Below are 13,736 nucleotides of genomic sequence, written 5' to 3' on the forward strand. Positions count from 1 at the left end.
GACAACGGCATGGCAAAGCACCACGGCGCGGGTCGACCCGCCTCCGGCAGGCCCGCCTCCGGCAAGCCCACCACCACGCCAGGCCGGGTGCCTCCGCCCGTCGACCCGGAGGCCACCTGGCGGACGCCCGAGGATCTCGCGCGGGACTCGTCGGGGCAGACCCCGGCTCCGGCCGCGCCGGAAGGTCCGACCGCGCCGGCGGGTCCGGCGGGCGAGATCCCCCGCGACGAGTTCGACGCGCTGCGCTCGGGGACCCACCGCGACCCGCATTCGGTCTACGGCGCCCACCGGGCCGGCGGCGGTTCCGTCGTGCGGACCATGCAGCCCGGCGCCACCTCGGTGGAGATCGTGCTCGGCTCCCGCACCGTCCCCATGGATCCGCTCGGTGACGGCGTGTTCGGGGCGACGATGGACGAGCCGGATGTCCCCGACTACCGGTTCCACGTCACCTACCCGGACGGACACACCCGGACCGTCGCGGACGGGTACAGGTTCCTGCCCACCCTGGGCGAGATGGACCTCCATCTGATCAACGAGGGCCGTCACGAGCGGCTGTGGACCGTCCTCGGGGCGCACGTCCGCACGTACGAGACCCCCGGCGGTCCCGTCACCGGCACGTCGTTCGCCGTCTGGGCCCCGAACGCCCGTGGCGTCAGCGTGGTGGGTGACTTCTGCGGGTGGAACGCCGTCGCGCTGCCCCTGCGCGCGATCGGCGCCTCCGGGGTGTGGGAGGTGTTCGTTCCCGACGTCGCCGACGGCGCCGTGTACAAGTACTGCGTCCGCGGCGCCGACGGTCGCACCGTCGACCACGCCGATCCGCTGGCCGTGGCCACCGAGGTGCCACCCGCGACAGGATCCAGGGTGTTCACGTCCGGGTACGAGTGGAACGACGACGAGTGGGTCGCCACCCGCGCGACCCGCGATCACTCCCGGTCCCCGATGACGGTCCTCGAGGTCCACGTGGGCTCCTGGCGGCCGGGGCTGGGCTACCGGGAGTTCGCCCACCAGTTGGCCGACCACGTGGCCGAGACCGGCTTCACCCACGTCGAACTCATGCCCGTCGCCGAGCACCCCTTCGGCGGTTCCTGGGGTTACCAGGTCTCCTCCTATTACGCCCCCACCAGTCGCTTCGGCTCCCCGGACGACCTGCGCTACGTGGTCGACCACCTGCACTCGCGCGGCATCGGCGTGCTCATGGACTGGGTCCCCGCACACTTCCCCAAGGACGAGTGGTCCCTCGGCCGCTTCGACGGCACCCCGCTCTACGAACACGCGGACCCCCGCCGCGGTGAACAGCCCGACTGGGGCACCTATGTCTTCGACTTCGGCCGTCACGAGGTCCGGAACTTCCTGGTGGCCAACGCGTTGTACTGGGCCGAGGAGTTCCACGTGGACGGTCTGCGCGTGGACGCCGTGGCGTCGATGCTCTACCTGGACTACTCGCGCAACGAGGGCGAGTGGACCCCCAACCGCTATGGCGGGAGGGAGAACCTCGAGGCCATCTCGTTCCTCCAGGAGGTCAACGCGACCGTGCAGCGGGAGCACCCGGGATTCCTCATGGTCGCCGAGGAATCGACGTCGTGGGGCGGCGTCACCGCCCCCACCGAGACCGGCGGGCTCGGATTCTCCATGAAGTGGAACATGGGGTGGATGAACGACACCCTGCGGTACGTGGGCCTCGACCCGGTCTACCGGGGCCACCACCACGGCGAGATCACGTTCTCGCTGATGTACGCCTGGAGCGAGCGCTTCGTGCTCCCGCTCAGCCACGACGAGGTGGTGCACGGCAAGGGATCGATGTGGCAGCGCATGCCGGGTTCCTCGTGGGACCGGGCGGCCGGGTTGCGGGGACTCTACGCCTACATGTGGGCCCACCCGGGCAAGAAGCTCCTCTTCCAGGGACTGGAGTTCGGCCAGGTCGGCGAGTGGAACGACGAACAGGGCGTGACCTGGGGGGACCTCGAGGGTTGGGAGGGCGAGTACCACCGCGGCATCCTCGCCTCGGTCAGCGACATGAACGCCCGCTACGCGGAGAACCCCGGTCTCTGGTCACTCGACGACGACCCGTCGGGATTCTCGTGGATCGATGCCAACGACTCCGACCACAACGCCCTGTCCTTCCTGCGGACGGATCATTCGGGCAGCATTATCGCCTGCGTGGTGAACTTCTCGGGCAGCGCCCTGCACGACTACCGGATCGGGCTCCCCGAGGCCGGGTTCTGGGAGGAGGTCCTCAACACCGACGCCGCGGCCTATGAGGGATCCGGTCTCGGCAACCTCGGCGGAGTCGACGCCGAGGAGCGGCCACACCACGGTCGCTCGCACTCCGCGGGCATCACCGTCGGTCCCCGCGCCACGATCTGGTTGCGGCACACCCGGTGACCGGGGGATGCGCAGCGGCGTCAGTACAGCGCGTTGGCGAGGTTGCGGCGGGCGGCCAGGGCTCGCGGGTCGTCCGTCGGGAGCGACTCGAGGAGATCGACCAGCCGGGACCGCAGGACCGCCCTGTCGTCGCCCGCGCTCACCCGGATCGCGTCGACGAGGACCGCGAACGCCGACTCGTACTCTCCGCCCACCAGAGCCCTGTCGGCCGCCCGCAGGGCCGCGGCAACCGTGCCCTCGCCGGCATCGGCGTCCTCGGCCGCACGACGAGCGGCCTGCACGTACCTCAGCGCCTCGAGGAGCGAGTGGTCACGCGGGCGTGAGTCCACCAGCGCGGCGAAGCGCTCCTCCGCGGTGGCCAACTCGCCGTCCGCGAGTGCGTCCTCGGCCGCGTCACGTTCGGGATCGGCCGGGTCGTCCGGCTGCCCGGTGGCCTCGGACCCGGGGACTCCGCTGAGCTTCCCCTCGGTGGCCTGGAGGACGGCCGCGATCCACTGACGCAGCGCGTCCTCGGGCTGCTCCCCCTCGAAGTCCGCCAGCGGCCGCCCCGCCGCGACGGCGACGACGGTCGGGACCGCCCGCGCCTGGAACGCCTGCGCGATCCCCGGGTTGGCGTCCACGTCGACGACCGCGTGTACCCACTGACCGCCCCCCTCCTCGGCCAGCGAGGACAGCAGGGTGGTCAGTACCGTGGGTGCCCGGCGGGACATGAGTTCGACGACGACGGGGACCTGAGTCGACCGGACCAACACCTCTTGCTCGAAGGTCGCCTCGTCGACCTCGACCAGGGTCACCGGCCCCGTGTCCCCACCGGGCGTGCGGGCGGCGACGGGGTCCCGCTTCGCCTCCGCCCGCTTCTTCAACCCCGACAGGTCGACGGCGCCGGCGAGGGAGGCCGCGAGCTTCTGCTCGGACGCGGACGGGGGTCGGTTACCTGGTCTCGTCACGCCTTCGATCCTGCCACGGCCGGTCCGATCGGGGGTCAGCTGGTCGCGGGCACGCGGATCAACAGAGCATCTCCCTGCCCACCGCCGCCGCAGAGGGCGGCCGCCCCGAGGCCACCACCACGGCGGGCGAGCTCGAGCGCGAGGGTCAGGACGACGCGGTTGCCCGACACGCCGATCGGGTGACCGATCGAGATGGCGCCGCCGTTCACGTTCACCTGGTCCGGGCTCAGATCGAGCATGCGGGTCGAGTGCAGTCCGACCGAGGCGAAGGCCTCGTTGAACTCGAACAGGTCGACGTCCTTCACGTCGACGTCCGCTCGCCTGCACGCGTCCAGTACCGCGTCCGCGGGCTGGTGCTGCAGGGTCGAGTCCGGGCCCGCGACGGTGCCGTACCCGACGATCTCGGCGAGGACCGGCCACCCCTCGGCCTCCGCGCGCGCGGCCGAGGTCACGATGACCGCCGAGGCGCCGTCGGAGATCTGCGACGAGGACCCGGCGGTGATGGTCCCGTCCTTCGAGAACGCCGGCCGGAGCTTGCCCATCGACTCCGCGGTCGACTCCGCACGGACCCCCTCGTCGGTCTCCACGACGGTGTCGCCCTTGCGGCCCTTGACCGTCACCGGGACGATCTCGTCCGCGAACCGGCCGGCCTCCGCGGCGGCGGCGGCACGCTGATGGGAGGTCGCGGCGAACTCGTCCTGGTGCTCACGGGTGATCTCGAGCTCGACGTTGCGCGCCTCGGTGAGGGCGCCCATCGGCTGGTCGGTCGGAACGTCGTGCAGGCCGTCGTAGGCCATGTGGTCGAGGACCTCGATCGATCCGTACTTGTACCCGGCGCGGCTCTTGGGCAGCAGGTGCGGAGCCTGCGACATCGACTCCTGACCCCCGGCCACGACCACCTCGGAGTACCCGGAGCGGATCGCCTGATCGGCGAGCGCGATCGCGGTCAGTCCGGACAGGCACATCTTGTTGATGCTCAGGGCGTCGACCCGCTTGGGGATGCCCGCGGCCAGCGAGGCCTGACGAGCGGGCATCTGACCATTTCCGGCGGAGAGCACCTGTCCCATGATCACCTGGTCGACGGCCTCCGGGGAGACACCGCCCCGCTCGAGGGCGGCGCTGATCGCGATGCCACCGAGTTCCGGGGCCGAGAGCGAGGACAACCCGCCCTGGAGGCGGCCGAACGGGGTGCGGGCCCCGGAGACGATGACGGTGCGGGTGGAGTCGGCGGGCATTGCGGACCTTCCATTCGAGGGGCTGAACGTGTACACGCCAAACTACCGTCTCCACTCACCGACTACCGTGGTCCCCATGACCTCTACCCCAGCCGACCAGCCCCTACTGCCCTCCGAGCTCGTCGTGGCGATCGACCACGTCGGCGTGGCCGTCCCCGACTTCGATGCCGCCGTCGCCTGGTACCGCGACAACCTCGGGCTGGAGAACCTGCACGAGGAGGTCAACGAGGAGCAGGGCGTACGCGAGGCCATGCTCGGATCGCCGGGACGACCGGACGGTGGCGCGCTGCTGCAGGTGCTCGCACCCCTGGACGAGTCCTCGACCATCGCCAAGTACCTCGACCGCAACGGTCCGGGAATCCAGCAGATGGCGGTGAGGGTAACCGACATCGACGCGATCACGTCCCACCTCACCGGGCGGGGGGTGCGGGTGCTGTACCCGGCTCCGAAGAACGGGACCGCGGGTTCGCGGATCAACTTCATCCACCCCAAGGACGCAGGGGGCGTCCTGCTCGAACTGGTCGAGCCGGCCGCCGGATCGCACTAGTCCCCCGGCGTGGCCGCCCCGCTAGGGTGGGGTCATGTCGAGCACACAGATGGCCGCCACGGGCGCCGGCCCGTTCGCGGTGGTCCGCAGGGGCTTCGACCGCGAGCAGGTGACCTCAGCGCTCCAACGCCTCGAGGCCGAGGTGGAACTCCTCCGCGCGGACCGCGACGCCGCCGTCGAGAGGGCTGAACGGGCGGCGGCCGAGGCGGCGCAGGAACGGGCCCGGACCGCGTCCCTCGAGGCCCGCGTCGCGGAACTCGGCCGGACCCCGGTGACCAACGAACAGATGTCCGACCGACTGTCCACCATGCTGTCCCTCGCCTCCGCCGAGGCCGAGTCGATGCGCGACGCCGCCCTCGCCGCCGCCGACAGCATCCGGGCCGACGCCGAGGACGACGCCTGGAACCTGCGTGACTCGGCCCGACGAGACGCCGAGGCCGACCGGGGGGCCGCCGCCGCGGAGCTCATCGCTGCGCGAGAGCGCGCTGCAGCGGTGCGGACGGAACAGACCGGTATCCTCGATGCGGCGCGGGCGAGGGCGGAGGAGATCGTCCTCGCCGCCGAGCGGGAGGCCGCCAGGCTCGACCTCGAGGCCGCCCACCGGCGCGACCTGATCGACGAGGACCACCGCATCGCCTCCGACGCGAGGAGGACGCGGTCCCTGCTCGAGGACCGCGACCGCCGGGAGGCGTCAGAGGCCGCCGCGGAGGCGGTCCGGCGGGAGGCCGAGGAGCAGGCTCGCGGGACGATCGACCGGGCCTCCTCCGAGGCGGCGGCTCTCGTCTCGAAGGCGCGTGCCCACGTGGAGCAGCTGAAGTCGGTGCGCGAGCAGATCGTCGCCGACCTCGCGTCGATACGAGCCCGGCTGGAACCGATCCCCGGCCGCCTGGGCGACGATCCGGTCCTGCCCGCCGATCCCCTTGTCGACACTCCGCAGCGTGACGATTCTCAGGGTGACGATCGTCGGCTCAGCTCCACCGACGGGTGAGGCCGCGGTTCGCCCTCCCGGACCAGCATCCGCTGTGCCAGTGGCGCCGGTCGTCCTCGCCTCCCGGCCTGTCGGGCCACGCGACCACGTGCGGGGAACCCGCGGTGATGACCTGGTCACATCCCGGACAGCGATAGGCCTTCGCGGCGCGCGAGCCAGGTACTCGCCGTACGTGGTAGTCGTCCGGATCCCCCGACGGGCCGGATTCCAGTGCGGCGCCTCCGAGGCCGTCCCTCCGGGGCGCCGGACGGTCACCCCCCGCGCGTCTGTGACGTCTCGGCACCTGGTCCCCTCACCTCAGAACAGCCGCAGGTCCGTCGACTCGATGCCGCGGAGCGAGTCGTAGTCGAGGGTCACGCAACGGATGCCCCGGTCCTCGGCCAAGGTTCTGGCCTGCGGCTTGATCACCTGGGCCGCGAACACCCCTCTCACCGGGGACAACAACGGATCACGATTGAGCAGTTCCAGGTAGCGCGTGAGCTGTTCCACGCCGTCGATCTCACCACGGCGCTTGATCTCCACCGCCACGGTCACGCCATCGGCGTCCCGGCCGAGGATGTCCACAGGCCCGATCGCCGTCATGTACTCGCGGCGGACCAGGGTGTACCCGGGGCCGAGAGTCTCGAGGTGCTCGGCCAGCAGCTCCTGGAGATGGGCCTCCACCCCGTCCTTGACCAGGCCGGGGTCGACCCCCAGCTCGTGACGGGAGTCGTGGTGGACCTCGGAGAGCGTGATCCGGAGCTGTTCACCGGCCTTGTTCTCCACCACCCAGAGCAGGTGCTCGGGATCCTCCGGATGCTCCTGCTCGACGAGCGAACAGGGTGGCGTCATCCAGTTGAGCGGCTTGTACGCGCGGTCGTCGGCGTGCACGCTGACGGACCCGTCCGCCTTGAGCAACAGCAGCCTGGGTGCCATGGGGAGATGGGCCGTCAGACGGCCGACGTAATCGACCTGGCATGTGGCGACGACGAGACGCACGGATCCTCCTCGATTCGGGGTGTGCGGGACCGCCCTCCGGACAGTCGTCGCCGAGCGCGGTGCTCGAGACCGTCACCGCCGTCGGCGGTCCGCGGAGCGGAATTGGTCAGCGGAGCGGAACTGGTCGGCGGAGCGGATCTGATCGGTGGAGCAGGCCTCCACCCACGCCAGCAGCGCGGTCAGCTCGGCCGGGCCCACACACAGTTCGCCTTCTCTGATCCCGCGCCTGCGGTCACGACCCGCGAAGGACACGATCAGCTCCCCCGACTCCGCGATGTCGAGCTCGTGGCCGGTCGGCTGTCGCCGGGGGCCCAGCTCGAGGCTCCGCCGGTCCAACCGGACGTCCGCGCCGAATCTCACGCTGACCAACCGGTAGAAGGCCAGATCGGTATCGGAATACCGAACGGCGCCGTGCCGCCAGGAATCCTCACCGTCCCGCCTGACGAGGACCGAGGTGGAATTCCTGCGGACGACGACCAGGCGATACACCACGGCCGCGGCCACCGGGGCGAGGACGAGCAGCACGACGACACCGAGAATGATCCCGGGGATCGCCATCTACCCAACCCCTTCCGGTGGCCGCGGCCGTCAGGTCACGGGAGGACCGAATCGTACAGCTAGCTGCCGGCCTTCTCGACCGCCCGGAGACGACCGCGTGCGGCGGCGGCGGCCTGCTGGTCATCCCCGGCCTCGGACAGCGCCCGTTCGGCCTCGGCCCGGTCGATGGACTCCGCCCACTCCGCGGTCTCGCCGAGGATGCTGACCTTGTTCGCCGTCACGGAGAGGAACCCGCCCTGTACCGCAGCGACCTTCTTGCCCTCGTCCGTGTAGACCGTCACGGTGCCGCCGGCGTCCAGCTCACCGAGCAGCGGCTCGTGCCCGGACTGGATACCGATCTCGCCCTCGGTGGTCTTGGCGACCACCATGGTGGCGGTACCGGACCAGAAGCGTTGCTCGACCGTGACGAACTCGACCTCGATGTCAGCCATGGTCAGCGGTCACTTCCCCGAGAGCTTCTTGGCGGCCGCCTCGACGTCGTCCAGACCGCCGATACCGTTGAACGCCTGCTCCGGGAGATGGTCCAGCTCGCCCTTGCACAGCTTGTCGAACGCCTCGATGGTGTCCGACAGCGGGACGACCGAACCGACCTGCCCGGTGAACTTCTCCGCGACCAGGAAGTTCTGGCCGAGGAAGCGCTCGAGGCGACGGGCCCGCTGAACGGTGACCTTGTCCTCCTCGGAGAGCTCGTCCATGCCGAGGATGGCGATGATGTCCTGGAGCTCCTTGTACTTCTGCAGGATCTGGATGACGTTCTGAGCCACCCGGTAGTGCTCCTCCCCCACGATGCCCGGCTCGAGGATGCGGGAGGTCGAGGTGAGCGGGTCGACGGCCGGGTAGATGCCCTTCGAGGCGATCGAGCGGGAGAGCTCGGTGGTCGCGTCGAGGTGGGCGAACGTGGTCGCCGGCGCGGGGTCGGTGTAGTCGTCGGCGGGGACGTAGATCGCCTGCAGCGACGTGATCGACCGGCCACGCGTCGAGGTGATCCGCTCCTGCAGCATGCCCATCTCGTCCGCCAGGGTCGGCTGGTAACCGACGGCGGACGGCATGCGACCGAGCAGGGTCGAGACCTCGGAGCCGGCCTGCGTGAAGCGGAAGATGTTGTCCACGAACAACAGGACGTCCTGCCCCTGGACGTCGCGGAAGTACTCGGCCATGGTCAGCGCCGAGAGTGCGACGCGCATACGCGTCCCCGGCGGCTCGTCCATCTGGCCGAACACCAACGCGGTGTCCTGCAGCACGCCCATCTCCTCCATCTCGAGGAAGAGGTCCGTGCCCTCACGGGTGCGCTCACCGACGCCGGCGAACACCGAGGTGCCGGAGAACTCGCGGGCGATACGGGTGATCATCTCCTGGATCAGCACGGTCTTGCCGACGCCGGCACCACCGAACAGGCCGATCTTGCCACCCTTGACATACGGGGTGAGGAGGTCGATGACCTTCACGCCGGTCTCGAGGATCTCGGTCTTGCCCTCGAGCTGGTCGAAGGCGGGCGGCTCGCGGTGGATACCCCACTGCTCACCGTCACGGCCGGTGCCGGGCGCGTCGAGGCAGTCGCCGAGGGCATTGAAGACATGGCCCTTGACGACGTCGCCCACGGGGACCGAGATCGGCTTACCCGAGTCGACGACCTCCGCGCCACGGACGAGTCCGTCGGTCGACTGCATGGAGATGCAGCGGACCATGTTGTCGCCGAGATGCTGGGCGACCTCGAAGGTCACCGTCTTGGCCACGGCCTCGAGGGTGATCTCGGTGGTCAGGGCGTTGAAGAGGGCCGGGAGGGCGCCGCGCGGGAACTCCACGTCGACGACCGCACCCAGGACGCGGGCGACCCGACCGGTGAGACCGGCCGTGCCCGTCGTGCTCTGATCGGTAACAGCTGTGGTCATTGCTTAGTCACTTCCTGCGCTAGCGGCGAGCGCACCAGCGCCACCGACAATCTCGCTGATTTCCTGGGTGATCTGTGCCTGGCGGGCCTGGTTGGCCTCGCGGCTCAGACCTTCCACCAGTTCGGTCGCGTTGTCCGTCGCGGACTTCATGGCCGTGCGTCGCGCGGCCGACTCCGACGCCGCCGACTCGAGCAGCGACGCGAACGCCCGCGTCGACATGTACCTCGGGAGGAGGTTGTCGAGAAGGGTGTCCGCGTCGGGCTCGAAGGTGACCTCGGGCTTGAAGTCCGTCTTGGACGTGTCGAGCATGTCCTCGCCGAGATCCAGCTCCTCGACCTCGACACGGGTCTCGATCGGGGCCAGACGCCGTGCCCGCGGGGTCTGCGTGAGCATCGACTTGAACTGGGTGTAGACGATGTGGACCTCGTCGACGCCCTTGCGGGTGGTGTCACCGGTGTAGTCGCTACCGAGGAACTCCGTCGCGTCGAACGTCGCCTCCCCCCCGGCCGCGAAGGCGGCGGACAGGAGCTGGAAGGCCGGACGGGCCTCCTGGTAGTCCGGCTTCTGGGAGTGCCCGTGCCACGACCCCGCCAGTTCGATCTCGCGGAACGTGTAGTACACGATGCCCTTGTTGCCCAGCACGTAGATGTCGACCTCGCGGCCGGACTCCTCGAGGAACGCGATGAGCTCGGCGGCCTCCTTGAGGACGTTGTGGTTGTACCCACCGCACATCCCGCGGTCGGACGTCACCACCAGCACGGCGGAGCGTGTGGCGTCCTCCGGCTCGTTGAGCATCCGGTGCTGGACCGACGACGCGCTGGCGAGATCGGTCAGGATGGCGGTGATCTGATCGGCGAAGGGCTGAGCGGCCTCGACCCTCGCCTGGGCCTTGGAGATCTGCGAGGTGGCGATCAGCTCCTGGGCCTTGGTGATCTTCTTGGTCGAGTTGACGGACTTGATCCGGTCGCGCAGTTCACGCATGTTCGCCATTACTTCAGATCACTCTCCTCTCGGCCTTGAATCGGATGGCTGTCATCTCGCGGCCTCAGGCCTTCTTCTTCTTGGTGACCGTGAGGGTCTCACGGTCGATCTCGTCCTCCGAGAGGGCCTCGGCCTCGGGCTCGTTGACCACGCGGGAGCCGTCGGAGGCCACGAAGCCCTCCTTGAACTCGTTGGTCTTGGCCTCGAGCGTCGCCTTGGACTCGTCGGAGAGAGCGGCGCCGCCGTCGATCTGGCTGTAGACGTCGGCCGCGGAGTGCCGCAGGCTCTCGAGCAGCTCGCCCTCGAACCGACGGACGTCCTCGACGGGGACCGTGTCGTAGAAGCCCTCGCCGGCGAGGTAGATCGAGACGATCTGGTCCTCGACGGCCACCGGGGAGTTCTGGTCCTGCTTGAGGATCTCGACCAGACGCTGACCGCGCTCGAGCTGCGCCTTGGACGCGGCGTCGAGGTCGGAGGCGAAGGTCGCGAACGACTCGAGGTCGCGGTACGCGGCCAGGTCGAGACGCAGGGACCCGGAGACCTTCTTCATCCCCTTGGTCTGGGCGGCGCCGCCGACTCGGGAGACGGAGATACCGACGTTGACGGCGGGCCGCACACCGCGGTTGAACAGGTCCGACTCGAGGAAGACCTGGCCGTCGGTGATGGAGATGACGTTGGTCGGGATGAACGCGGAGACGTCGTTGGCCTTGGTCTCGATGATCGGCAGGCCGGTCAGCGATCCCCCGCCCATGTCGTCGGAGAGCTTGGCGCAGCGCTCGAGGAGACGGGAGTGCAGGTAGAAGACGTCACCCGGGTAGGCCTCGCGACCCGGCGGGCGGCGCAGCAACAGCGAGATCGCGCGGTAGGCGTCGGCCTGCTTGGACAGGTCGTCGAACACGACCAGGACGTGCGCACCCTCGTACATCCAGTGCTGGCCGATGGCCGACCCGGTGAAGGGCGCGAGCCACTTGAAGCCGGCGGAGTCGGAGGCGGGGGCCGCGACGATGGTGGTGTACTCCATCGCGCCGTGCTCCTCGAGCGTCGCCTTGACGCCCGCGATGGTCGAGCCCTTCTGGCCGATCGCGACGTAGATGCACCGGAGTTGCTTGCTCTTGTCGCCCGACTCCCAGTTGGCCTTCTGGTTGAGGATGGCGTCGATGCAGACCGCGGTCTTGCCGGTCTTGCGGTCGCCGATGATCAGCTGACGCTGTCCGCGGCCGATGGGGGTCATGGCGTCGATGGCCTTGATGCCGGTCTGCATCGGCTCCTCGACGGGCTGACGCTCCAGGACCGACGGCGCCTGGAGTTCGAGTGCGCGGGTGCCCGCGGACTCGATCTCGCCGCGCCCGTCGATGGGCTTGCCGAGCGGGTTGACCACGCGGCCGAGGAAGCCGTCGCCGACGGGGACGGAGAGGACGTTCCCGGTACGGCGCACCTCCTGCCCCTGGGCGATCTCGTCGAAGTTGCCGAGGATGACCGCACCGATCTCCCGGTCCTCGAGGTTCAGTGCGACACCGAGGATCCCACCGGGGAACTCCAGCAGCTCGTTGGCCATCGCCGAGGGGAGGCCGCTGATGTGGGCGATGCCGTCACCGGTGTCGACGACGACGCCGACCTCCTCCTTCGTCGCGTCGGTCGAAACGGTCGAGGTGTAGTTCGCAATCGCGCTGCGGATCTCTTCGGAGGAGATCGTCAACTCCGCCATGTCATTCCTGCTCTCAAAGTCGGGTTGTGCTTTATGGGTGTTTACGTGAGCCACTACCGCTGGAACACGGCCGAGTCGCAGCTCGTCTTGTGCCGGCCCGGCAGGTCAGCGGAGGGACCGACGCATGGCGTCGAGCCGTCCTGCCACGCTACCGTCGATGATCTCGTCTCCGACCCGGACGACGACGCCGCCCAGGAGGGACTGGTCGACATCGTTGTGGATGGCGATCTCCCGCCCGTACAACGACGCCAGTCGGGCCCGGAGATCATCCGACTGCTGGTCGGTCAGCGGCTCCGCACTGGTCACCACCGCGACGGACCGGCCGCGCAACTCCGCGGCCTGCACCGAGACCGCCATGATGTCGTCCGCGGGCATACCCGACGGCCGAGCCACCGCCTGGGAGGCCAGAGCCTCGGTCACCGCCGTGACCTTGCCGTACAGCACCTCGGCGAGCAGGCCGCGCCTGGCTCCGACGTCGGCGGTCCGATCGGCCAGGAGCTGCTCGAACTGGGGATCCCCGGCGACGATCCGCCCGAGCCTGAACAGCTCGTCCTCGACGGTCTGGAGCTGGCCCTGCTGGTCCGCCGAGCGCAGGAGCGCCTCGCGGCCGAGGAGGACCAGACCCTCCCGCAGCTCGCGGGGGGTGGACCAGTCCTGGGACACCGCAGCGAGGAGAAGGTCCAGGGTCGCCTGGTCGACCTTCCACCCGAACACCCCACGGACCAGGTCCTGTCGGGCCTCCACCGGGGCCGCGGTGTCGGCCACGGACACCCGGAGGGCACGGTTGTCCTCGAGGACGCCCACGACCTCGAAGAGTTCCTGGCCCACCTTCGCTCCCGTCGCTCCCCCGGACGGGTTCGCCGCCAGGGTCTGCTCCAGTGCGCTCCGGGTCTGGTCGAGCGCTTCGCGACTCGCTGCGTGCATCGGCTCCACTTCCCTTAGTTCCTGCCCGCGCCGGGGACCCGGTCGAGGTCCGCCAGAAAGCGATCGATGGTGCCCGAGCGCCGGACCGGATCCGACAGCTGCTCACCCATGAGCCGCTCGGCGAGATCCACGGACTGACGACCAAGGTCGCTGCGGAGCTCGGCGATGATCTGCTGGCGCTGAGCGGCGAGCTGCTGCTCGCCGGACGCGATGATGCGGTCGCTCTCCGCCTGCGCCTCCGACTTCATGTCCGCGAGGATCTGCTGACCCTGTGCGCGCGCGTCGTCGCGGATCTTGGCCGCTTCGCTGCGCGCCTCGGCGAGTTGGGCCTTGTACTTGGCCAGCTCTTCCTTCGCCTCGGCCTGGGTCTGCTCGGCACGACGCAGACCGCCTTCGATGCGCTCGGAGCGCTCGTCGAGGACCTGCTGGAACTTCGGGAGGATGAACTTCCAGAAGAGCCACAGGATGACGGCGAGCGGGATGAGCGACCAGACGATGTCATACAGCGGAGGAAGCAGCGGGTTGGGGCTGTCCTCCAGGGGGAGCGATTCTCCACCCTCGGCCGCCAAGATGGCGATGACGTTGTTCATGGTGCGTCCCTA

The 13,736-nt window shown here is 69.6% G+C and carries 14 protein-coding genes; 3 read left to right on the forward strand and 11 right to left on the reverse strand.

All coding sequences use genetic code 11. The features are described from left to right. Positions 1 to 9 precede the first annotated feature (9 nt). On the forward strand, positions 10 to 2,382 hold the full coding sequence (gene glgB, locus CEY15_RS09850; RefSeq protein ID WP_095718294.1) for a 1,4-alpha-glucan branching protein GlgB: 2,373 nt from the start codon (positions 10 to 12) through the stop codon (positions 2,380 to 2,382). A gap of 20 nt (positions 2,383 to 2,402) precedes the next feature. Here glgB and CEY15_RS09855 read toward each other — a convergent pair whose 3' ends face one another. Both CEY15_RS09855 and CEY15_RS09860 read right to left on the reverse strand, forming a co-directional pair. Beyond that, on the reverse strand, positions 2,403 to 3,329 hold the full coding sequence (locus tag CEY15_RS09855) for a tetratricopeptide repeat protein (RefSeq protein ID WP_017837060.1): 927 nt from the start codon (positions 3,327 to 3,329) through the stop codon (positions 2,403 to 2,405). A gap of 35 nt (positions 3,330 to 3,364) precedes the next feature. Beyond that, positions 3,365 to 4,564, reverse strand: a complete 1,200-nt coding sequence (locus tag CEY15_RS09860; protein ID WP_095718295.1) for an acetyl-CoA C-acetyltransferase — start codon at positions 4,562 to 4,564, stop codon at positions 3,365 to 3,367. 76 nt (positions 4,565 to 4,640) lie between these two features. Between CEY15_RS09860 and mce the strand changes: the two genes are divergently transcribed. Further along, a complete protein-coding gene (mce, locus tag CEY15_RS09865; protein WP_095718362.1) occupies positions 4,641 to 5,111 on the forward strand; it encodes a methylmalonyl-CoA epimerase in 471 nt (156 codons plus the stop codon). A 34-nt stretch (positions 5,112 to 5,145) separates the two neighbouring features. Then, positions 5,146 to 6,099, forward strand: coding sequence for a hypothetical protein (locus CEY15_RS09870; RefSeq protein ID WP_095718296.1), 954 nt, complete (start codon positions 5,146 to 5,148; stop codon positions 6,097 to 6,099). Here CEY15_RS09870 and CEY15_RS18780 read toward each other — a convergent pair. The 9 genes from CEY15_RS18780 to CEY15_RS09915 all read right to left on the reverse strand — a co-directional run bounded on the left by CEY15_RS18780 (position 6,080) and on the right by CEY15_RS09915 (position 13,724). Next, the gene (locus tag CEY15_RS18780; RefSeq protein WP_245847488.1) at positions 6,080 to 6,382 is read right to left on the reverse strand and encodes an ATP/GTP-binding protein; all 303 of its coding nucleotides are present in this window, start codon (positions 6,380 to 6,382) and stop codon (positions 6,080 to 6,082) included. The genes CEY15_RS09870 and CEY15_RS18780 overlap by 20 nt on opposite strands. 14 nt (positions 6,383 to 6,396) lie before the next feature. Further along, positions 6,397 to 7,077 carry an endonuclease NucS gene (gene nucS / locus CEY15_RS09880; RefSeq protein ID WP_095718297.1) on the reverse strand — a complete coding sequence of 227 codons (681 nt, stop codon included), beginning with the start codon at positions 7,075 to 7,077 and terminating at the stop codon, positions 6,397 to 6,399. A gap of 72 nt (positions 7,078 to 7,149) precedes the next feature. Then, positions 7,150 to 7,635: a DUF2550 family protein gene (locus CEY15_RS09885; protein ID WP_095718298.1), complete on the reverse strand. Its 486-nt coding sequence runs from the start codon at positions 7,633 to 7,635 to the stop codon at positions 7,150 to 7,152. Positions 7,636 to 7,694: 59 nt separating this feature from the next. Beyond that, a complete protein-coding gene (locus CEY15_RS09890; RefSeq protein ID WP_095718299.1) occupies positions 7,695 to 8,066 on the reverse strand; it encodes a F0F1 ATP synthase subunit epsilon in 372 nt (123 codons plus the stop codon). Between the two features lie 9 nt (positions 8,067 to 8,075). After that, positions 8,076 to 9,524, reverse strand: coding sequence for a F0F1 ATP synthase subunit beta (gene atpD, locus CEY15_RS09895; RefSeq protein ID WP_017837067.1), 1,449 nt, complete (start codon positions 9,522 to 9,524; stop codon positions 8,076 to 8,078). Between the two features lie 3 nt (positions 9,525 to 9,527). Beyond that, a complete protein-coding gene (locus CEY15_RS09900; protein ID WP_095718300.1) occupies positions 9,528 to 10,514 on the reverse strand; it encodes a F0F1 ATP synthase subunit gamma in 987 nt (328 codons plus the stop codon). Positions 10,515 to 10,569: 55 nt separating this feature from the next. Beyond that, positions 10,570 to 12,210, reverse strand: coding sequence for a F0F1 ATP synthase subunit alpha (gene atpA / locus CEY15_RS09905; RefSeq protein ID WP_095718301.1), 1,641 nt, complete (start codon positions 12,208 to 12,210; stop codon positions 10,570 to 10,572). A 105-nt stretch (positions 12,211 to 12,315) separates the two neighbouring features. Then, entirely contained in the window at positions 12,316 to 13,134 is an 819-nt protein-coding gene (locus CEY15_RS09910; RefSeq protein ID WP_095718364.1) for a F0F1 ATP synthase subunit delta, read from the reverse strand. Positions 13,135 to 13,148: 14 nt separating this feature from the next. Next, the gene (locus tag CEY15_RS09915; RefSeq protein WP_095718302.1) at positions 13,149 to 13,724 is read right to left on the reverse strand and encodes a F0F1 ATP synthase subunit B; all 576 of its coding nucleotides are present in this window, start codon (positions 13,722 to 13,724) and stop codon (positions 13,149 to 13,151) included. Positions 13,725 to 13,736: the final 12 nt, after the last annotated feature.

Origin of the sequence: Dietzia natronolimnaea (assembly GCF_002289575.1) — a bacterium.
GTDB lineage: Bacteria > Actinomycetota > Actinomycetes > Mycobacteriales > Mycobacteriaceae > Dietzia > Dietzia natronolimnaea_A.